This is a genomic window from Deltaproteobacteria bacterium, assembly GCA_016875395.1.
In the GTDB taxonomy this organism is placed as follows: Bacteria; Myxococcota_A; UBA9160; order UBA9160; family UBA6930; genus VGRF01.
Genome location: VGRF01000001.1, coordinates 159779 through 178966, shown reverse-complemented (window position 1 = coordinate 178966; position 19188 = coordinate 159779). Strand labels below are relative to the sequence as shown.

General features: G+C 70.9%; 21 protein-coding genes. 5 read left to right on the top strand and 16 right to left on the bottom strand.

What is annotated here, in order from left to right; translation table 11 throughout:
* Positions 1-9: 9 nt before the first annotated feature.
* Positions 10-978, top strand: a complete 969-nt coding sequence (locus FJ091_00935) for a fatty acid desaturase family protein (protein ID MBM4381907.1) — start codon at positions 10-12, stop codon at positions 976-978.
* A gap of 44 nt (positions 979-1022) precedes the next feature.
* On the opposite strand, the gene FJ091_00930 is transcribed toward FJ091_00935, so the two are convergent.
* Positions 1023-1310, bottom strand: coding sequence for a lipid-A-disaccharide synthase N-terminal domain-containing protein (locus FJ091_00930; GenBank protein MBM4381906.1), 288 nt, complete (start codon positions 1308-1310; stop codon positions 1023-1025).
* Positions 1311-1498: 188 nt separating this feature from the next.
* Here FJ091_00930 and FJ091_00925 point away from each other — a divergent pair, with 188 nt between their 5' ends.
* On the top strand, positions 1499-2620 hold the full coding sequence (locus FJ091_00925; protein MBM4381905.1) for an Mrp/NBP35 family ATP-binding protein: 1122 nt from the start codon (positions 1499-1501) through the stop codon (positions 2618-2620).
* A gap of 100 nt (positions 2621-2720) precedes the next feature.
* Positions 2721-3374, top strand: coding sequence for a methyltransferase domain-containing protein (locus FJ091_00920; GenBank protein MBM4381904.1), 654 nt, complete (start codon positions 2721-2723; stop codon positions 3372-3374).
* Positions 3375-3428: 54 nt separating this feature from the next.
* Here the strand turns inward: FJ091_00920 and FJ091_00915 are convergent, their stop codons facing one another.
* Complete coding sequence (locus FJ091_00915) at positions 3429-4079, bottom strand: hypothetical protein (GenBank protein ID MBM4381903.1); 651 nt, start codon at positions 4077-4079, stop codon at positions 3429-3431.
* 79 nt (positions 4080-4158) lie between these two features.
* Here FJ091_00915 and thiD point away from each other — a divergent pair, with 79 nt between their 5' ends.
* Positions 4159-4971: a bifunctional hydroxymethylpyrimidine kinase/phosphomethylpyrimidine kinase gene (gene thiD, locus FJ091_00910; protein ID MBM4381902.1), complete on the top strand. Its 813-nt coding sequence runs from the start codon at positions 4159-4161 to the stop codon at positions 4969-4971.
* Positions 4972-5030: 59 nt separating this feature from the next.
* Complete coding sequence (locus tag FJ091_00905) at positions 5031-5525, top strand: hypothetical protein (protein MBM4381901.1); 495 nt, start codon at positions 5031-5033, stop codon at positions 5523-5525.
* A gap of 16 nt (positions 5526-5541) precedes the next feature.
* Here FJ091_00905 and FJ091_00900 read toward each other — a convergent pair whose 3' ends face one another.
* From FJ091_00900 to FJ091_00835, 14 genes are all read right to left on the bottom strand, one after another.
* Entirely contained in the window at positions 5542-5892 is a 351-nt protein-coding gene (locus FJ091_00900; protein MBM4381900.1) for a RidA family protein, read from the bottom strand.
* Between the two features lie 15 nt (positions 5893-5907).
* Positions 5908-7287, bottom strand: a complete 1380-nt coding sequence (locus FJ091_00895) for a UDP-N-acetylmuramate dehydrogenase (GenBank protein ID MBM4381899.1) — start codon at positions 7285-7287, stop codon at positions 5908-5910.
* A 49-nt stretch (positions 7288-7336) separates the two neighbouring features.
* Positions 7337-8482, bottom strand: coding sequence for a serine hydrolase (locus FJ091_00890; GenBank protein ID MBM4381898.1), 1146 nt, complete (start codon positions 8480-8482; stop codon positions 7337-7339).
* 142 nt (positions 8483-8624) lie between these two features.
* Positions 8625-9530, bottom strand: coding sequence for an LD-carboxypeptidase (locus FJ091_00885; GenBank protein MBM4381897.1), 906 nt, complete (start codon positions 9528-9530; stop codon positions 8625-8627).
* On the bottom strand, positions 9530-12304 hold the full coding sequence (locus FJ091_00880; protein MBM4381896.1) for a replicative DNA helicase: 2775 nt from the start codon (positions 12302-12304) through the stop codon (positions 9530-9532). The genes FJ091_00885 and FJ091_00880 overlap by 1 nt, the downstream gene beginning before the upstream one ends.
* Before the next feature lie 107 nt (positions 12305-12411).
* On the bottom strand, positions 12412-12885 hold the full coding sequence (locus FJ091_00875; protein ID MBM4381895.1) for a 50S ribosomal protein L9: 474 nt from the start codon (positions 12883-12885) through the stop codon (positions 12412-12414).
* A 20-nt stretch (positions 12886-12905) separates the two neighbouring features.
* The gene (locus FJ091_00870; GenBank protein ID MBM4381894.1) at positions 12906-13322 is read right to left on the bottom strand and encodes a 30S ribosomal protein S18; all 417 of its coding nucleotides are present in this window, start codon (positions 13320-13322) and stop codon (positions 12906-12908) included.
* Positions 13319-13792, bottom strand: coding sequence for a 30S ribosomal protein S6 (gene rpsF, locus FJ091_00865; GenBank protein ID MBM4381893.1), 474 nt, complete (start codon positions 13790-13792; stop codon positions 13319-13321). Before rpsF ends, FJ091_00870 begins: the two co-directional genes overlap by 4 nt.
* A 161-nt stretch (positions 13793-13953) precedes the next feature.
* Positions 13954-14553 carry a pyridoxal 5'-phosphate synthase glutaminase subunit PdxT gene (gene pdxT, locus FJ091_00860; protein MBM4381892.1) on the bottom strand — a complete coding sequence of 200 codons (600 nt, stop codon included), beginning with the start codon at positions 14551-14553 and terminating at the stop codon, positions 13954-13956.
* Positions 14550-15215: an FMN-binding negative transcriptional regulator gene (locus FJ091_00855; protein MBM4381891.1), complete on the bottom strand. Its 666-nt coding sequence runs from the start codon at positions 15213-15215 to the stop codon at positions 14550-14552. The genes pdxT and FJ091_00855 overlap by 4 nt, the downstream gene beginning before the upstream one ends.
* A 76-nt stretch (positions 15216-15291) precedes the next feature.
* Entirely contained in the window at positions 15292-16191 is a 900-nt protein-coding gene (gene pdxS, locus FJ091_00850) for a pyridoxal 5'-phosphate synthase lyase subunit PdxS (protein MBM4381890.1), read from the bottom strand.
* Between the two features lie 27 nt (positions 16192-16218).
* Complete coding sequence (locus FJ091_00845) at positions 16219-17715, bottom strand: PLP-dependent aminotransferase family protein (GenBank protein MBM4381889.1); 1497 nt, start codon at positions 17713-17715, stop codon at positions 16219-16221.
* Positions 17716-17821: 106 nt separating this feature from the next.
* The gene (locus tag FJ091_00840) at positions 17822-18406 is read right to left on the bottom strand and encodes an aminoacyl-tRNA hydrolase (GenBank protein MBM4381888.1); all 585 of its coding nucleotides are present in this window, start codon (positions 18404-18406) and stop codon (positions 17822-17824) included.
* Positions 18407-18435: 29 nt separating this feature from the next.
* Positions 18436-19143, bottom strand: a complete 708-nt coding sequence (locus tag FJ091_00835) for a 50S ribosomal protein L25/general stress protein Ctc (GenBank protein ID MBM4381887.1) — start codon at positions 19141-19143, stop codon at positions 18436-18438.
* Positions 19144-19188: the final 45 nt, after the last annotated feature.

Below are 19188 nucleotides of genomic sequence, written 5' to 3'. Positions count from 1 at the left end.
GAGAGAGTCATGGCCGCAGCCGAAGCCGTCGTCGAGCGCCACACCGCAGAGGGCGACCTCTCCTGGCGCGAGCAGCTCACGCGCGAGGACATCGCGGAGCTGCTGCGCTTCGAGGATTGGCGCAGCTGGTGGTCGATCGCGTTCAACTGGCTCGCGGTGTTCGCTTCGATGGCGCTCGTGGCAACGTGGCCGCACGGGCCGACGCTCGTCGCGCCGATTCTCGTCGCGCTGTTCGTGATCGGCGCGCGCCAGCTCGGCTTCGCGGTGCTGATGCACGAGGCGGCGCATCGCTCGCTGTTCGCCGATCGCGGCGTCAACGACTGGGCGGGGCAGTGGCTGTGCGCGTATCCGATCTGGAGCGACTGCTCCGTGTATCGCCCGTATCACCTGCAGCACCACGCGCACACCGGGACGCAGCGCGATCCGGATCTCGGGCTCGTGATGCCGTTCCCGATCACGCGCACGAGCTTGCGGCGCAAGATCTGGCGCGACTTGTCCGGGCAAACCGGCGTGAAGTTCGCGCGCGCCGGCTTCAAGCGTTCGATGGCGCGCTGGAGCGATCCCGACGGCCGCCGCGCGGCGATCGGTTTCGTCGCGACGAACGCGCTCTTGCTGGGCGCGCTCGCCGCGCTCGGCCACGCGGAGCTGTACTTGTTATGGGTCGGCGCGTGGCTCACGACGAACACGCTCGTCACGCGCATTCGCTCGATCGCCGAACATGCGCTCACGCCGAACGCCGACGACCCGCTGAACAACACGCGCACCACGCTCGCGCGCTGGTGGGAGCGCCTGCTGATCGCGCCCAACCGCGTGAACTACCACCTCGAGCACCACCTGCTGATGACCGTGCCGCACTACAAGCTGCCGCGGATGCACGAGCTGCTGCGCGAGCGCGGCTTGCTCGCGCGCGCCTGCGTCGAGCGCGAGGGCTACGCGGCGATCCTGCGCCGCGCGGCGGGGAAGCCGAGCGCGGCGTGAGCGTTCGCGCAGAACGCGACTACGCAGGGTCTGATCCCGCCGATTCACTCCGCTCCGCGCCCGCGGTAGATCAGCACGAGGTTCCGCGAGTACACCATCCAGCCGAACGCTTGGCCGAGCACGAACACCGGATCGCCGCGGTGGATGGCGTAGGCGAGCGTGACGAGGCTGCCGGCGAGCGAAAGCCACCAGAACGCGACCGGGACGTGGCTTTCGCCGCGGCGCTCGGACACGAGCCACTGCACGGCGAAGCGCGAGAAGAACATGCCTTGACCGAGGAAGCCGATCGCGGTCCAGAGGGTCCATGTCGCGGGATCGAGAAATGCGGGCATCCAGGTCTCCTCGCGCGCGGTGGCGTCCCCTCGCGAGCGCTCGCGTCGCGGGCGCGCAGCATTGCGCCTCGCTCGCGTTCGCGCGCGTCCGCAGACGTCCGCCTGCGCCCGCCCTGGGGCCCCGCAATCTCGCTTGACGCTCCTCGCCCCCTCCCCGACTCTGCGCGCCTTTCGCCCTGGGAGCCCGCATGAGCGCCGTCACCCCCGCGCAGGTCTTGGCCGCGCTGCGCCCGATCGTCGACCCGGACTTCGGCAAGAGCATCGTCGACCTCGGGTTCATCAAGAACCTGCGCGTCGACGGCGGCGCGGTGTCGTTCGCGATCGAGTTGACCACGCCCGCCTGCCCGGTGAAGGCCGAGTTCGAGCGCGCCGCCAACGAGCGCGTAAAGGCGCTGCCCGGCGTCGAGAGCGTGGCCGTGACCATGACCGCGAACACGCGCGGCCGCGGCGGCCTGCCCGGCGCCGAGCGCGGCGACGTGCTGCCCGGCGTGCGCAACACGATCGCGGTGGCCTCGGGCAAAGGCGGCGTCGGCAAGAGCACGACCGCGGTGAACCTCGCGCTCGCGCTGAAGGAGACCGGCGCGACGGTGGGCGTGCTCGACGCCGACGTCTACGGCCCCTCGCTGCCGCTGCTGCTCGGCGTGAAGACGCGGCCGGTGAGCGAAGAGCGCGACGGCAAGAAGATCATCCTCCCGCTCGAGGCCTACGGCATGAAAGTCATGTCGATGGGCTTCTTCATCAACGACAACTCGCCCGTGATCTGGCGCGGCCCGATGGTGCACGGCCTGATCCGCCAGTTCCTGGTGGACGTGCAGTGGGGCGAGCTCGACTACCTCGTGATCGATCTGCCGCCCGGCACCGGCGATGCGGCGCTCACGCTCACGCAGAACGCGCCGCTCTCGGGCGCGGTGATCGTCACCACCGCGAACGACCTCTCGATCATCGACGCGCGCAAGGGGCTGCGCATGTTCGAGAAGGTGGACGTGCCGGTTCTCGGCATCGTCGAGAACATGGCCTACTTCGTTCCGCCCGATCTGCCGGATCGCAAGTACTTCATCTTCGGCAAGGACGGCGGCAAGCGCGTCGCGGACGAGCTCGGCGTGGACTTCCTCGGCGAGGTGCCGATCGACACGCGCGTCGTCGAGGGCGGCGACGTGGGTCGCCCGATTCTCGTGCACGCCCCCGAGTCGCCCGCAGCCGCAGCACTGCGCATGATCGCGGGGCGCGTGGCGCGCAAGTTGGCGGTGCTCGCCGAGCGCACGCCGAAGATCGCGGACCCGAACATCTCGTGGGTGACGAGCACCAACTAGCGCAAGCGGCGTTTCGCCGCGCAAGCGGAGATCGGCGGACTCAGGATCGAGGAAGCGACCGCGCTCGCCGCGCAGTCTCGAACACACGAAGCGAGGGGACATGCCGAAGCTGCCGCGGATCGAGGCCAAGAGGCTGCTGCGCGACGAGCGCATCGCGTTCCTGCAGGGCTTCCTGCGGCGGCCGGGGCAGGTGGCGTCGGTCGTGCCGAGCTCGCGCTTCCTCGAGCGCCGCCTCGTCTCGCTCGCCGACGTGAAGCGCGCCCGCCTCGTGGTCGAGCTCGGCCCCGGCACCGGCGGCACCACGCGCGCGATCCTCGCCGCGCTGCCTGCCGACGCGAGGCTGCTCTGCATCGAGCTCGACCCCGATTTCGCGCGGCTGCTGAAGCGCGAGACGGATCCGCGCTTGATCGTGCACGAAGGCAGCGCGGAGCATCTGCCGGACATCCTCGCGGCCCACGGTCTCTCGGCACCCGACGTCGTGATCTCCGGAATTCCCTTCTCGGTGATCCCCGCGGCGATCGGCACGCGCATCGTCGAGTCGATTCGCGCCGTGCTCGCGCCGGGCGGCTGCTTCGTCGCGTATCAGGTGCGCGGCGCCGTCGCGGATCGCGCCACGCCGCTGCTCGGGGAGCCCGATGTCACGCTCGAGCTCCTCAACATCCCCCCGCTGCGCGTGCTCCGCTGGCACGTGGGCGGGCCGGCGCGCGCCCCGCAGGCGAGCGCTGCAAGCGACCGCATCTCGCTGCGCGCCTAGAACCCGTCTCAGGATTCCGGACCGAGCCCGGCGCGCGGATCTGGCAGATGGGTTCTAGTTCCCCAGCAGGAGCTCGGGATACAGCACGGGCGCGGGGCCGACGGCGCCCTCGCGCGCCTTCGCGACGTACGCGTCGGTCGTGAAGCTCTCCAGCTGCACGCGCGGGTCCGGCGCGAAGAAGGCGTCGTCCGCCGGCACCTCCTTCGCCCACGCGAGATACGTGAGCTCGGTCTCGGCGCCCGACTGCCGGCTCCACGCGCGCGCGACGAGCGGCACCTTGTCCTCGCTCGTGCTCACGCACACCTCGCGGCGGCCGGCTTGATCGGTGAGGCGATAGAGATCGCACGCGCCCGCGCCATGACCCTCGGTCTTCACCTTCTCGCCGCCGGCCGCGACGATCGCGCGCTGCTCCTGCGCAAAGGGCCGGCCGCGCTTCGCGTCCTCGGCGATCGACTTCGCGCTGCGCTGAATCGAGATGCCCTTGTTGGTGAGCGCGTCGACGATCACGTAGCGGTCGCCCTTCACGAACGTCTGGATCGGGTGGCCGCCGAGCGTCACCTCGGCACGCAGCCACGCGCCCTTCGACCAGAGCCGCTCGACGCGAGGCGGCGCACCGCCGCCCGCCGTGAGGCGCTCGGCGTGCCACGACTGCGCGGAGGCCGCGGCGGCGGTGAAAGCCAGTAACAAGGCGGCGGCGCGAACCATGGAAGCTCCGGCGTGTGAGGGAAGGCTTCGCCGCGCGGCGCGCTGTCGCGAAGGGCGGCGCACCTTACCATCGCCCCTCATGCCGCCCATTCGCGTCGCGCTCTCCATCGCAGGCTCCGATCCGACGGGAGGCGCGGGCCTCCAGCTCGACCTTCAGGTTTTTCGCGCGCTTGGCGTGCACGGCTGCGCAGTGCCGACGGCGCTGACCGTGCAGGACACCGCCAAAGTCCACAGCGTTCTGCCGCTCTTCCCGAACGTGATGACGGAGCAGCTGCGCGTGCTGCTGAAGGACGTGCCGCCGCACGCGGTGAAGCTCGGCATGCTCGCGAGCGACGACGTGCTGCGCGCCGTCGACTTCGGGCTCGACGTGCTGCGGAACCTGCCGGTGCCGATCGTGATCGATCCGGTGCTGCGCGCGAGCAGCGGGCGCGAGCTGCTCGAGCGCCGCGCGATCCCGGGCCTGCGCAACCTGATCGGCCGCGCCGCGATCGTGACGCCGAACCTCCCCGAAGCCGAAGTGCTGTGCGAGCGCGACGTCTCGACGCGCGCGGGGATCGAGAGCGCGGCGAAGCATCTCGTGAGCGAGCTGGGCGCAGCCGCCGCGCTCGTGAAGGGCGGTCACCGCGAGCGCGACGCCGACGACTGCCTCGCGCACAGGACCCCCAGCGGCGTCGAAGTGCGCTGGCTCGCGGGCGAACGCATCCCCGGCGGCGACGTGCACGGCACCGGCTGCGCGCTCAGCGCCGCGATCGCGGCGCAGCTCGCGCGCGGCGACGAGCTGCTCGCCGCGGTGGAGGCTGCGCGCGCGTTCGTGCGCGCCGGCATCGCGGGCGCGCGTGAGATCGGCGGCGGGAGGCGGGTGCTCGGGTTCGGCGGCTCACTGGTGGTGTGAGCCACTTCATCGCGCGCGCCCCCGCACACGCGAGACGCTTCGCGGCGAAGGAGACACCGATGAAGGAAGAGCTTCGCCGACAACGCAACGCCGAACGTCTTCTCGAGCTCTACCCGACCTTCCGGGTGCGCTTGAAGCGCGTGATCGCAGCCCTCGAGGCGGATGGCTTCCGCCCGCGCATCCAGGATGCGTGGCGCTCGCCCGACGACCAAATGAAGGCCTTCCTGTCGGGGCACTCGAAGCTGAAGTTCGGCTTCCACAACGTGACGGCGCCGAGTGGCGCGAAGGAATCCCTCGCGGTTGATTTGCTCGACGACGACAGCCCGCTCGCGTCGAGAAAGAAGTATCTGCTGCGGCTAGCCGCCGCCGCGGAACAGCACGGGCTCACCACGGGAATCCGCTGGGGAGTTCCCGCTGCGCTGCGCGGCGCGATCGACACTGCGATCGCCACCAAGGACTGGGAAGCGAAGGTGAAGATCGGCTGGGATCCGACCCACGTGGAGCCCACGGGCATCACGCCCGGCGAAGCGAAAGCGGGAACGCGCCCGGACTGAGCTCGCCGCGCGACAGTCAGCGCGCCGCCACGACCCGAATCTCCACCCAGTACTGCGGCGCCGCGAGCTTCGCTTCCACGCACGCGCGCGCGGGCGTGTTGCCCGGCACGACCCACGGATCCCACGCCTCGTTCATCGCGGCGTAGTGGCGGATGTCGCTGAGCCAGATCGTGGCGGTGAGGATCTTGCTCTTGTGGCTGCCGCCTTCGGCGAGCAGGCGGTCGATCTGCGCGAGGATCTGCTCGGTTTGCTTCTTCGCGTCGGGCACCGGGTCGTCGGCGACGATGCCGGCGCTGTAGACGAGATCGCCGTGCACGGCGCCCTGCGAGAGGCGCTTGCCGGGCTGGAGGCGGGTGATGCTGCTCATGGCTGCTCCTGCTTGTTAGGTCGTGCGCGACTGAAGGCGCGCGAGCAGCTTCGTCCAGATGTCGCCGAAGCCGCCATTGCTGAGCGTGATCACGACGTCGCCGGCGCGGCACTCGCGCGCGAGGTGGTCGACGATCTCGTCGACGCTCGCGCGCGCGACGGTCGGGATGCCGCGCGCGGTCAGGTCCGCCGCGAGCTTGTCCGCGTTCAGGCGCTCGGGGTCGCCGCCGAACGCGCTGTAGATCTTCGCGTCGGCGACGCGCGCGATCACGGCGAGGCCGGCGCCGTCGAAGGCGCGCGCGTACTCCTCTTGGAAGATCGCGCGGCGGCTCGTGTTCGAGCGCGGCTCCATCACCGCGACGATGCGCCGGCCGGGGTAGCGCGATGCGAGCGCGCCGAGCGTCTCGCGCACGGCGGTCGGGTGATGGCCGAAGTCGTCGATCACGGTCACGCCCGCGACTTCGCCGCGCACTTCTTGGCGCCGCTTCACGCCCTGCCAGCGCGGCAGCAGCTCCGCGGCGCGCGCAACGGGGACGCCGCGCGCCTCGCACACCGCGAGCGCCGCGAGCGCGTTCGCGACGTTGTGCTTGCCCCAAGCGGGGAGCAGTGCGCGCGCCGCCTTCGCGCCGCGCACGCTCACGTCGAAGCGCGTGCCGCTGGCGTCGGCCTCGAGATTGCGGGCGGCGAAATCGGCTTCGCACTCGATGCCGTAGCGCACGGTCTTGCAGCGCGCGCCCGCGCACACCGCATCGATCGTCGCGGGGCCGGCCGCCGCGATCAGCGTGCCGCTCGCGCCGAGCTTCGCGACGAGCTTTGCGAACTCGCCCTGCACGTGCGCGAGGTCGCGGTAGATGTCGGCGTGGTCGAACTCGATCGAGGTGATCACCGCGGTCTCGGGGCCGTAGTGCAAGAACTTCGGGGTCTTGTCGAAGAACGCGGTGTCGTACTCGTCGCCCTCGACGACGAACTCCGGCCCCGCGCCGTCGCGGAAGGTGCCATCGAAGTTCGCGGCGATGCCGCCGACGAGCAGGCTCGGGTCGCGGCCCGCCTCCAACAACAATGTCGCGACCATGCTCGTGGTCGTGGTCTTGCCGTGCGTGCCGCAGATCACGACGGAGTGCTTGCCGCGAATCGCGTGCTCGTAGAGCGCGTCGGGCAGCGAGGCGTAGCGCAGGCCCGCGTCGATCGCGGCTTTCGCCTCGGGGTTGGTCGTGTGCACGGCGTTGCCGATCACGACGAGATCGGGGCGCTGCGCGAGCACGTTCTCGGGCTTGAAGCCGATCGTGACGGGGATCCCGAGCCGCTCGAGGAACGTGCTCATCGGCGGATACACGCCCTCGTCGCTGCCCGTCACCGTGTGCCCGCGCGACTTCAGCAGCCCCGCGAGCGAGCCCATCGCGGTGCCCGCGATCGCGATGAAGTGGACGTGCACCGAAATCCCCTGATTACTCGGCGAACGCTTCGCGGACGAGGTCGTGGATCTCGGCGCGCAGCGCGAACTTGCTGCGCTTGGCGACGAGGTGAATGCGGTTCGTGAGCATCACGACCACGCACTCGGCGTCGAGGTCGATCCAGATCGACGTGCCGGTAAAGCCGAGATGTCCGATCGAGTTGCGCGAGAAGTAGCGGCCCGCGCTCGAGCCTTGGGCGGCGGGCGTGTCCCAGCCGAGCGCCCAGTCGGAGCCTGGCGGGATGTTCTGCTTCGCCGCGAACTCGGCGAGGCGCGCGCGCGGGAACGCGTCGCTGCGCCCGTGCCACACGTCGATCAGCGTCTGCCCGAACTTCAGCACATCGTCCGCGGAAGCGAACAGGCCCGCATGGCCGGCGACACCGCCCATCGTCCACGCGTTGGGATCGTGCACCTCGCCCCACAGGATCTTCTCGCGAATCGGGCAGTTCTCGGTCGCCGCGATGCCGCGGCGCTCGGCATCGCCGATCGGCGCTGCCAGCGGCAGGAAGCGCATGCTGGTCAGGCCGAGCGGCGCGTAGATCGTCTCGGCGCAGTGCTCGTCGAGGGGCTTCCCGACGAGCTGCTCGACCGCGGCGCCCAGCGTGATGAAGTCGAGATCGCCGTACACCACCGCCTCGCCCGGCGCGTGCACGAGCGCGGAGCGGCAGATGCTCTCGATCACCCAAGCCTTCGCTGCGGGCGTGCACAAGAGGCGCTCGCCGCTCTTTCGTTCGCGCTCGGCGAGCGGCTCGTGGAAATCGCGCAGAGGCTTGAGGCCCGAGCTGTGCGTGAGCAGGTGGCGGAACGTCACCGCCTCCTTCTCGCGCTCGGCGAAGTGCGGCAGCACCTTCGCGACGGGGTCGTCGAGCGCGACGGCGCCGGCCTCGACGAGGCGCATGAACGCGGTGGTCGTGGCGAGCACCTTGGTCAGCGAGGCGAGATCGAACACGGTCTCGCGCGCCATCGGGATGCGCTCCGGTCGCGACAGCGCGAGGCCGCGCACGGAGCAGTGCTCGAGCGTCTCGCCCTCGCGCTGCATGCGCGCGAGCACGACGGCGCCGGGGATCTCGGCCGCGTCGATCGCCTTGTCGAGCGCGCGATCGACCCTTTGCAACTTCTTCCGGATCGCCGCGTGCCTCATCCTTTACGACTCTCCGCTCGCCTTCGGCTCGCTGCGCGCCGCCTGCGGCGCTCGCGCCGCTGGACGGCTTGCGCTTCCCGAGCCGCGTCCGGTCGCTGCGTCATCGTCCCTTCTCGCTTTCCCGGAGCACGCACACGTCACCCTAATCAGTCGCTGGCCCCAGCGCGGCGAGCTCACCCTTCCCGCCGTCGAGCCGCCCGCGGACGCCCACGGGCCAGGGCAAGTTCGGGCTGACGTGTCCGAATCGCAAGCCGGTGACGAGCGGTTTTCGCAGCGCGCCGAGGATTTCGTGGATCACTTGCATCGCCGTCGGGCGCGCGCGCTTCGGGTCGACGCAGCCGATCAAGTGGCCGATCGCGAAGCCCGCTGCGGGCTCGAGCTTGCCCGCGGCGTGGAGGTGCGAGAGCTGGCGGTCGATCGCGTAGGGCTTCTCGCCGATCTCTTCGAGGCAGAGAATCGCGCCGCGCGTGTCGATCTCCCACGGCGTGCCGAGCGAGTCCGCGACGAGCGTGAGCGAGCCGCCGACGAGCACGCCTTCCGCGCGCCCGCGCACCACGCCGCGGCCGCGCAGCGGCGCCGGCGCCTCGCCGCGCAGGAGTGCGAGCAGCGCGCGCAGCTCGTTCGGCGCGATGCCGTCGTCGCGCACGCACATCGGACCGTGCACGCCCGCGAGGCCCACGACTTCGCGCTGCCAGCCGAGCAGCGTCGTCACGTCGCTGAAGCCGATCAGCGGCTTGCGCGCCTTGCGGAACGCGCGCGCGTCGAGGCGCGGGATCACGTGGTGGCAGCCCCAGCCGCCGCGCGCGCACAGGATCGCGTCCACCGAGTCGTCGCGAACCCACTGCATCAGCTCCGCGGCGCGCCGCTTTGCGCTGCCGGCGAGATAGCCCTGGCGCGCGAACACGTCCTCGCGCCACGTCACCTGGTAGCCGGCGGCGAGCAGCTTCTCCGCCATCGCGTACACGCGCGCGGGCTCGACCCAGAACGCGGGCGCCGCAATCGCGATCGTGCCTCCGCGCGGCAGCGCACGCGGCAATAACAAGCGCACTAGAACGGCGGCTCCTCGCCGAACGACGAGCCGAAGCTCCCGCCGTTGTCGTCCGGCGGAACGAAGCCCGACCCTCCGGGTGGCCCGCCCGGCGCATCGCGATTCGCGCGGCTGCCGAACAGCGCGTACTTGCCGTCGAAGTCGAGCTTCACCGTGCCCGTCGGCCCGTTGCGCTGCTTCTCGATGATGATCTCCGCGCAGCGCGGATCGTCGGTCTCTTTGTTGTAGACGACGTCGCGGTAGATGAAGGCGATCAGATCTGCGTCCTGTTCGATCGCGCCGGAGTTGTGCGTGACGATGCCGTCCGCGAGCCAGTTCGACGGGCCGGGCACGGTGAGATCGAACACGTCCTCCTCGCCGTCGGGCGTGATCGCGACGACGCGGTCCCAGAACACGTCCGACTCCGCCCACACTCCGAGCTCGCGCGAGTCGAGCAGCTCGGCGTAGCTCGCGAGCGTCTCGCGGCTCGGCGCGAAGCGGAAGTGCGCGGCGCCGCCGTATGCGGTGCCGCGCAGCTGCGCCATCGCGCGCGTCGAGACGCCACGCGCGCGCATCCGCTCGCGCACGTGCGCGAAGACCTCGAGCGGCAGCGTGTCGACGTTCGGGTTCGCCTCGACGTGCGCGAGCTGCATCTCGAGCGCGCGCACGGCCTCCGCGCGCGGGCCGAAACCGCCGACCCGCGCCGCGAAGCGCCGCTGCGCGGCTGCGCCGCTCACGTCGACGGTGTGCACGGGCCGACCGCGTTGCGAGTGCACCGTGCGGATGCGCGCGACGATGCCGAGGCGCAGCAGCAGCGCCGCGACATCCTCGGCCAGCGCGCGGCTGCTCGTCGAGAAGTAAACGCGCGGCGCGCCGCGACCGGTCTTTCGTAGCGTGACCGATCCGTCGGTCGCCCACAGGTGCCGTAACAACAGCGCGATCTGATCGTCCGCGAGCGTGAACACCTCGCCCGGAAGGTGCTTCTCGTGCGAGCGCTGCCCGAACACACCGAGCGACTTAAGCCACGCGCCGACGCCCGCAGGCGCCCAGCGATTGCCGTTGCCCGCGATCACGAGCTGATGCCACGCGCCGCGGCCGGCATGGCGCGTGACGCGCGAGCCGAACGCCTCGGCCGCCGCGCGGACGGCCGCGCTGTTCTCCTCGGATGCGGTCGTGTACCGCAGCGGCTGGTGCTTCAGGTAGCTGCCGTCGCCGACGAGGTGACCGAGCAATACCAGCCAATGCTCGGGCCAGCGCTGCGGCGTCGCGGGCGCCGGCACCTGCCGCGAAAGCGCGAGGCGATCGCCCGCCGCGAGCTGCGACACGGTCGCCCAGCCCTGGCCCGCGAGCAGGCGATGCTCCGCCGTGGCGCGAATCGAGCGCCCACTCGCGAGCTGCAAGCGCAACACGGGGCGCGTGCCGACGCGCCACACCTTGTCCGCGTGTGCTCGAACGACGCGCTGGCGCTCGTCGAGCGCCCACACCTCGGGCGTCGCGCCGACGAGCTCGCGAATCGGGACGCGCCGGCCGTCGGCGAGCCACACGCGCGTGTCTCCGGTCACGCACTCGCGCAGATCGCCCATCATCGGCCGCCGCTTGTCGGGGTCGCGCTGCTCGGGGCCGCGGTTCAGCTGCGAGAGCGCGACGACCGGGATCGAGAGCTCCTTCGCGAGCGCCTTCAGGCCCTTGCTGATCTCGGCGATCTCGAGGTCCTTGCGGTCCTTGCGCCCGTCGCCGGAGGCGAGCTGCAGGTAGTCGACGACGACGAGGTCGAGGCCGTGCTCGGCCTGCAGGCGGCGGCTCTTCGCCTTGATCTCGAGGATCGAGGCGGAGCCCGAGTCGTCGATCCAGATCTTCGCGTGCGAGAGGCGATCGGCGGCTTCCTGCAGGCGCCGGTAGTCGGCCATCGGCAGGAAACCCTTGCGCAGGCTCGAGAAGTCGATGCGCGCCTCGGACGACAGCAGGCGGATGATCAGGCTGCGGGTCGTCATTTCGAGCGAGAAGACCGCGACCTTCTTGCCGTGATCGACCGCGGCGTTGCGCCCGATGTTCAGCGCGAACGCCGTCTTCCCCATGCTCGGACGCGCGGCGATGATGATCAGCTCGCCGGGCTGAAGGCCGCCGGTCATCTCGTCGAGGTCGTCGTAGCCGGTCGGCAGGCCCGAGAGCGCGCCGGCGCGGTTCATGATGCCTTCGACGTAATCGAACACGCCGGGCATCTCGTCGTGCACGTTCTGGAAGGTCGAGCGGCTCTGCTGCTTCGAGACGTCGAAGATCTTCGACTCGGCGAAGTCGAGCAGCTTGTCCGCGGTCTCGGCCTCGTCGTAGCCGGTCTCGACGATCTCCGTCGCGACGCGAATCAGCCGCCGCTTCACCGCCTTGTCGCGCACGATGCGCGCGTGGTGCACGACGTTCGCGGCGGTGGCCGCGTAGTCCGCGATCTCGGCGAGCGCGACCGGGCCGCCCACGGCGTCGAGCTGCTTCTGCTGCGTCAGGTGCTCGGCCAGAGTGATTAGGTCGACGGGCCGCCCGGAGTCGTGCACGGTCGACATCGCGCGAAACAGCAGCTGATGCGCCGGGTGGTAGAAGTCGTCGCCGGAGAGCTCGACCAGCACCTCGTGGAACGCGCGCGCGTCCAACAACAACGAGGACAGCACGGCCTTCTCGGCGCCGAGATCGCTCGGCGGCACGCGACCGGCGAACGCGGCCGCGTCGGCGGGCGCCTCGGCCTCGCGGGTTCGCCGGCGGCGTCCACCCGAAGCCGAAGAGGTCGCCGTGTAGTCGCTGACCGTCACCCCTCACCCCACGCGTGGCGCGCATGTTCGCACGCAGCGCACGCGCTCGAAACGGAAAACGCGCCAAGCTCCGACGGAACTTGGCGCGCTTCAGTTCGTGACGCCGCTTACGCCTTCGCCGCTTCCTCGCCGGGAGGATTCGCTGCGGTCACCTCGAGCTTCAGGTTCGCGATCACCTCGCGGTGCAGGCGCACCGGCACGGTGTGCGTGCCGGCCTCCTTGATCGGGTCGCGCAGGTCGATCTTGCGGCGGTCGATCTCGACGCCCTGCGCGGCGATCAGGTCCGCTATCTCGCGCGCGGTGACCGAGCCGAACAGCTTGCCCTCTTCGCCCACCTGCACGGAGATGGCGAGCTTGAGGCTCTCGAGCCGCGCCTTCACGCCAGCGTGGCCCTTCATCTCCTTCGCGATCTTCTCGGCGATCGCGCGCTTGTGATGCTCCAGCTCCTTGACGCCGGCCTCGGTCGCGAGCACCGCCTTGCCTTCGGGGAGCAAGAAGTTGCGCGCGTAGCCGGGGCGAACGGAGACGACGGTGCCGGCATGCCCGAGGCCGTGCACGTCCTCGCGGAGGATGATTTTCACCTGAGCCATGGCCCTACTCCTCAGCCCGCGTGCTGCGACGCGAAGGGCAGCAGCGCGAGGTGCCGCGCGCGCTTGATCGCGACGGCGATCTCGCGCTGGTGGCTCGCGCAGTTGCCCGAGATCCGCGACGGGATCAGCTTGCCCGTCTCGGTCACGAAGTAACGCAGGCCCTTCGGATCCTTGTAGTCGATGCCCGTACGCGGCTCGGCGCAGAAGCGGCAGACCTTCTTGCGATTGAAGCTGCCCTTCTTCTTGGCTGCCTTGCGCGCCTTCTTGCGCGCCTTGGCGCGCAGCCGCGCCTTCACGCTCATCGGGCCGCGCGGCTCGCGATCGTCGCGGCCACGGCCGCCTCGATCGAAGTCACGCCGCGGTCCGCGCGGGCCGCCGCCGAAACCACCGCCGCCGCCGAAGCCGCCGGGTGCGCCTGCCTCGCTCATTCGTCGTCTCCCATGTCGTCGTCGCGGTCGCGGTCGCGATCCCGGTCGCGGTCGTCATCGCGCATCTGCGCGCGCATCCGCTCCTCTTCCGCCTCGCGCGCGGCGCGCTCGCGAGCGCGCTCGGCGCGAACCCGCTGCTCTTCCGCCGCCTCGACCTTGCGCTTCTCGATGTCGGTCACCTCGCCGGGCCGCAGCACGGTGAGGAAGCGCAGAATCGACTCCTCGATGCGCAGCAGGCGCTCGATCTCGGCGACGCCCTTGCCCTCGACATCGAGGTAGTAGGCCGTGACGTAGCGGCCCTTCTGGAACTTGCGGATGTCGTACGCCAGGCGCCGCTTGCCCTGGTCGTCGTGGAGCAGCGGCACGCCGCCCGCGCGCTCCAGCACCGCGTTCACGCGGTTGCAAAGGTCGGTGCAGCCCTCGTCCGAAATTTCCGGCTGCACGACGAAAGTCGTCTCGTATTCCCGCATTTCATCCTCCTTCTCGTGGGCGGCCCGTAGGCCGGGCCCCGGAGACCTCGCGCGCGCCGCGGGTGGCCGCACGAACCGGGACCGAGAAGACGCGGCGATTTAGCAGAGGCGGCTCGGGGAAGGAAGGCAGGCCGACGAGAAATCTCGGGCTCCCCCGAACGTCATCGAGGCGTCTGACGCTCCTCTCGCGTTGCTGCCGCCTCGATCAGCAGACGGTGCACGCGGTCGTCCCGCGTGATCTCGGAGTGGAACGTCGCCGCGAACACGTTGCCCTGGCGCACGAGTACCGGCGCCCCATCGACGCGGGCCAGCACCTCGACCTCGGGGCCGAGGTCCTTCAGCCGCGGGGCGCGGATGAAGACGCAGCGCAGGCCCGCGAGCGCGGGGGCGGCGCCCGCGTCCACCGGCGCGGCGAAGGAGTCGACCTGGGTGCCATAGGCGTTGCGGACGGCGGTCGCGTCGAGCACGCCGAGCGTCTCGACTGGGCGGTTCTCGACGCGCGCGGCCAGCAGGATCGCGCCCGCGCAGGTCCCGAGCACCGGCATGCCCTCGCGGATGCGCTCGCGCAGCGGCTCGTAGAGCGCGAGGCGCGCGAGGCCCTTCGCGATGGTCGTGCTCTCGCCGCCCGGCAGGATCAGCGCGTCGAGCGCCGCGAGCTGCTTGGGCCAAAGCACGAGCTCGGCCTCCGCGCCCGCGCGAGCGAGCGCCTTCGCGTGCGCCTCGTAGTCGCCCTGAATCGCGAGCACGCCGACGCGCTTCACGCAGGCTCCTCGGCGGCGAGCTCGACGCGCATCAGCGCCGCGATCGCGCGCGCGTCGGCAGCGCCCGTCGCCTCGAGGCCCGCGATCAGCGCGCGCCGCTCGCTGAGCTTCTTGTTTTGCGAGAGCTTGCGCTTGCCTTCGATGCGCTCGATCGGCAGCTCGAACGCCACGATCCCCCGCAACAACTTGTCGAGATGCGCGAACGGGATGTCCGCGAAGTCGCGCGGTCCCTTGCCGAGCGCGCGCGCCGGCTCGGGCAGTGCGCCCTCGTGCTCGAGCATCAGCGCGCGCAGCAGCTCGAACTTGCGCGCGGGGTCGTCGATCACGCGCGGGCGCCCGCTCGCATGCACCGCCACGTAGTTCCACGTCGGCACCTGCTTCGCGCTGGGGTACCAGCGCGCCGACACGTACGCGTGCGGCCTGTTGAACACCGCGAGGGCCTGCGTCTCGCCGTCGAACGCACGCCACTGGCCGTTCGCGCGCGCGACGTGTCCGATGAGCGTCCCCAGCTCGCCGCGCGCAGCGTCGAGCGCGAGCGGCAAGTGCGTCGCGAACGGCGCCTCGCCCGCGCGCGCCGTGATCAGCGTCCCGAACGCGTGCGCGCGCACGAGCGCCTGCAGCGCGGCGAGATCGGTCGCGGCGAAGTGCTCGGGGACGTACATGGCGAGCTCCGAATGCGACGGGCGGCTGCGCGAGCTCCACGCAGCCGCCCGCTTTTTCGAGCGGGCTTGTCGGGGACTACCAGCCGCGATTCGCGAGCCGCTCGCTCTCGGGAATCGTCGACATCTCGAGGCCCGCCATCGCGCCCTTCAGGCCGCGCGACGCGTTCAGCACCTCGTGCGCGTCCTTCCAGTGCGTGGTCGCGTGCACGATCGCGCGCGCTCGCGCCTCGGGGTCGTCGCTCTTGAAGATGCCCGAGCCCACGAACACGGCCTCGGCGCCGAGCGACATGCAGAGCGCGGCGTCGGCCGGCGTCGCGATGCCGCCAGCCGCGAAGTTCGGCACCGGCAGCTTCCCGTGCTGGTGCACGTACTTCACGAGGTCGATCGGCGCGCCGAGCTCCTTCGCTTTGGTGAACAGCTCGTCGCCGCGCAGCGCCTGGATCGCGCGGATGTCGCCGTTCACCTGGCGCAGGTGGCGCACCGCCTCGACGATGTTTCCGCTGCCGGCCTCGCCCTTGGTGCGAATCATCGCCGCGCCTTCCGCGATGCGGCGCAGCGCTTCGCCGAGGTTGCGCGCGCCGCACACGAACGGCGAGCGGAACGCGTGCTTGTCGACGTGGAACGCCTCGTCCGCGGGCGTCAGCACTTCGCTCTCGTCGATGAAGTCGACGCCGAGCGCGTCGAGCACCTGCGCCTCGACGAAGTGGCCGATGCGCACCTTCGCCATCACCGGGATCGAGCAAACCTTCTGGATGCCCTCGATCACCGCGATCTGCGCCATGCGCGCGACGCCGCCTTCCTTGCGGATGTCGGCCGGCACGCGCTCGAGCGCCATCACGGCGGCAGCGCCCGAATCCTCCGCGACCTTCGCCTGCTCGGGCGTGGTCACGTCCATGATCACGCCGCCCTTCAGCATCTCCGCGAGCCCGACCTTGAGCTCGTACGACTGTGCGCCTTCGCGCTTGCCCTCGCTCATCGCCTCTCCTTGCACTTGTTAGGGGATCTAGATGTGGATCGACGCGCGCCCGTCCGAGTCGCCCGACTCGAGTCGTTCGCGAATCACTTTGCCGAAGCGCGCAATGCCCTCGGCGATCTCTTCCTCGTTCACGGATCCGATCGAGAGCCGGAAGCCGCGCGAGGGCCGGCCGTCGCAGTTGAACTGGAAGCCGGGCGATACGAGCACGCCCGCGCGCATCGCGTCGGCGTAGAGCTCGCGCGAGTCGAGCGGCTCGGGCAGCTCGAGCCAAAGCTGGAGCCCGCCCTCGGGCTCCGCCCACGTCGCGCCTTCCGGCATCTCGCGCTTCAGCGCGGCGACGAGCGCGTCGCGCCGCGCGCGCAGGCGCTTGCGTTGGCTCCCGAGGTGCCGCTCGTACGCCCCCGTGTTCATGAAGTCCGCGAGCGCGGCCTGCAGCGGCAGCGCACCGCCGAGATCCGCGGCGTGGCGCAGCGCGAGCAGCGCGTCGACGTGGCGCCCACGCGCGACCACCGCCCCGATGCGCACGCCCGGGAACAGCGACTTCGAGAACGAGAGCAGCTGCACCACCTGTCCCTCGTCGTCGAGCCCTGCGAGCGAAGGCACGTGCTTGCCCGCGTAGCGCAGGTCCATCTCGTAGGCGTCTTCGATCACGGCCTTGCCGTGGCGTGCCGCGATCGCGAGTAGCTCGCGCCGGTGCTCGAGCGAAGTAGTCAGGCCGAGCGGATTGTGGAAGGTCGGGATGGTGTAGAGCGCCTTCACGTCGGGGCGCGCCAGCGCGCGGTCGAGCGTGTCGAGGCACGCGCCGCCCTTGCGCATCGGCACCGGCGCCGTGCGGAGGCCGAGCGCCGCCATCGCCGCGAGCGCATTCGGATACGTCGGCTCCTCGACCGCGATCGCATCGCCGGGATCGGCGAACAGGCGCAGCACGAGCTCGATGCCCTGGCTCGCGCCCTGGCACAGCACGAGCGACTCCGCGCCCACGACGACGCCGTTCGCGCGCAAGCGCTCCGCGATCGCGGCGCGCAGGCCCTGATAACCCTGCGGGTCTCCGTAATCGAGCACCTCGCCGCCGAGCTCCGAGAGCACGCGCGCGAGCGAGCGGCGAAACGCATCGAGCGGGTAGTGGCGCGGGTCGGGCTTCAGCGCGTGCAGGCGAATCGCACCGCGGCCGGCGCCGTAGCTCACGCGCGAGCGCTCGAACTCGAGCAGCCGCTCGGCGCGCGCCGAGAGCGGCGCGGGCGCCGGCGCGACAGGCGCGAGCGCGCGCGGCCGGCGCCCGCGCACGAACGTGCCGCGCCCGACGTGCGCGTCGACCACGCCCTGCGCGGCGAGCTCTTCGTACGCGCTGCTCACCGTCTCGCGATTGACGCGCAGCTGCGCTGCGAGCTCGCGGATCGGTGGCAGCCGGTCGCCCTCGGCGAGCTCGCCGCGATCTACGCGCGCACGGATCTGCGCAGCGATCTGCCGGTAAACCGGCTCGCTACTGCGCCCAGAGGCGTCGTCGCGCTGAAGGTCGAGGTGCATCGCCAGGGAGACTAGACCCAGGCCACCAGCCGAACAATCGTGACGAATCCGGAATCGAAGTCAGGAATTGCCCAGGCCATAGCCCAGCCAATCCTGGCCTCGTCGGTCAGGTCGGCGGCCCCACCCCGTTGAAGCGATTCGCCGCCTCGGCGATGCCCGCCGTCGCGAAGCAGCGCAGCGCGTCGCCGGCGCGCGCGATCAGCGCAGGCAGCACGGCGTTCTCCTCGGGGCTGAACGCATCGAGCACGTAGTCCTTCGTGTCGCGCGCCGGCTCGGCGCTGCGCCCCACACCGATGCGCAGGCGCGGCACGTCTTCGCGCGCGAGCACCGCGAGCACGTCCGCGAGGCCGCGCTGTCCGCCGCTGCTGCCGCGGGCACGCAGGCGCAGGCGCCCGAACGGCAGGTCGACGTCGTCGAGCGCGACGATCAGATCGCGCGAGACGTCTTCGATCGGCAGCTCCGCGACTGCCTCCGCGACACTGCCCCCAGACGCGTTCATCCAGGTCTCGGGCAATAACAACCCCACCCGTTCGCCCGCGATCTCGCCCGCGCCGAAGCGCCCGAAGAAGCGCTCCTCCGCGAGCGGAACGCGCAGCTCCGCGGCGAGCGCGCCCACGACGCGCGCGCCGATGTTGTGGCGCGTGAGCGCGTAGCGCGGCCCGGGGTTGCCGAGGCCGACGATCAGCTTCACGAGCGGGCTCCGAGCGCGCTGCTCGCCGCTTACTTCTTCTTGTCGCCGCCCTTGTCGGGTTTGGCGTCCGCCTTCGCGGGAGCCGCCTTCGCGTCGCCCTTCGCCGCGTCCGCAGCGGGCGCCGCCGCCGCCGCCTCGCCTTCGGCCGCAACCTCGGTCGTCTCCGCTGCCGCCGCTTCCTCAGCCTGGGGCAGAACCACCGATGCAACCGCGAGCGATCCGTCGGTCTTGATCGTGAGGCCCGCCGCGAGCTTCAGGTCGCTCACGTGGATCGACTCGTTGACGTTGAGGCTCGTCACGTCGACATCGATGCTCTTCGGGATCTCGCGCGGCAAGCACTCGATCGAGAGCTCGCGCAGCGGGTGATCGAGAATGCCGCCCATTTCGATGCCGGCGGCCTTGCCGACGAGGTGCACCGGCACCGACACCGTGACCTTCTGCGTGAGGTCGACTTCGTAGAAGTCCGCGTGCAGGTACGTCCCGCGCACCGGGTCGCGCTCGAGGCCCTTCACGAGGACGGTGCTCGTGGCGCCGGCGAGGGTGAGGTCGATCAGCGTGTTCAGGCCCGCCTCGCCGCGCAGCAGCTTCCGCAGCGCGTCGGGGTTCACGATGATGGACTGCGCGGCGCGCTTGCGGCCGTAGATCACCGCCGGAATCTGGCCCTTCTGGCGCAGCTTGCGGGCGACGCCCTTGCCGGTGCCTTCGCGGGATTCGGCGCTGAGTGCGTTCTCTGCCACGGTCGTTCTCCAGTCTTCGAAGCTGATTGCTGAGTGATTAGGGAG

Excerpts from the sequence above, each read along its gene's own strand:
- FJ091_00935 (MBM4381907.1), top strand. The coding sequence starts at position 10 with ATGGCCGCAGCCGAAGCCGTCGTCGAGCGCCACACCGCAGAGGGCGAC.
- FJ091_00930 (MBM4381906.1), bottom strand. The coding sequence starts at position 1,310 with ATGCCCGCATTTCTCGATCCCGCGACATGGACCCTCTGGACCGCGATC.
- FJ091_00925 (MBM4381905.1), top strand. The coding sequence starts at position 1,499 with ATGAGCGCCGTCACCCCCGCGCAGGTCTTGGCCGCGCTGCGCCCGATC.
- FJ091_00920 (MBM4381904.1), top strand. The coding sequence starts at position 2,721 with ATGCCGAAGCTGCCGCGGATCGAGGCCAAGAGGCTGCTGCGCGACGAG.
- FJ091_00915 (MBM4381903.1), bottom strand. The coding sequence starts at position 4,079 with ATGGTTCGCGCCGCCGCCTTGTTACTGGCTTTCACCGCCGCCGCGGCC.
- thiD (MBM4381902.1), top strand. The coding sequence starts at position 4,159 with ATGCCGCCCATTCGCGTCGCGCTCTCCATCGCAGGCTCCGATCCGACG.
- FJ091_00905 (MBM4381901.1), top strand. The coding sequence starts at position 5,031 with ATGAAGGAAGAGCTTCGCCGACAACGCAACGCCGAACGTCTTCTCGAG.
- FJ091_00900 (MBM4381900.1), bottom strand. The coding sequence starts at position 5,892 with ATGAGCAGCATCACCCGCCTCCAGCCCGGCAAGCGCCTCTCGCAGGGC.
- FJ091_00895 (MBM4381899.1), bottom strand. The coding sequence starts at position 7,287 with ATGGGCTCGCTCGCGGGGCTGCTGAAGTCGCGCGGGCACACGGTGACG.
- FJ091_00890 (MBM4381898.1), bottom strand. The coding sequence starts at position 8,482 with ATGAGGCACGCGGCGATCCGGAAGAAGTTGCAAAGGGTCGATCGCGCG.
- FJ091_00870 (MBM4381894.1), bottom strand. The coding sequence starts at position 13,322 with ATGAGCGAGGCAGGCGCACCCGGCGGCTTCGGCGGCGGCGGTGGTTTC.
- rpsF (MBM4381893.1), bottom strand. The coding sequence starts at position 13,792 with ATGCGGGAATACGAGACGACTTTCGTCGTGCAGCCGGAAATTTCGGAC.
- FJ091_00855 (MBM4381891.1), bottom strand. The coding sequence starts at position 15,215 with ATGTACGTCCCCGAGCACTTCGCCGCGACCGATCTCGCCGCGCTGCAG.
- pdxS (MBM4381890.1), bottom strand. The coding sequence starts at position 16,191 with ATGAGCGAGGGCAAGCGCGAAGGCGCACAGTCGTACGAGCTCAAGGTC.
- FJ091_00845 (MBM4381889.1), bottom strand. The coding sequence starts at position 17,715 with ATGCACCTCGACCTTCAGCGCGACGACGCCTCTGGGCGCAGTAGCGAG.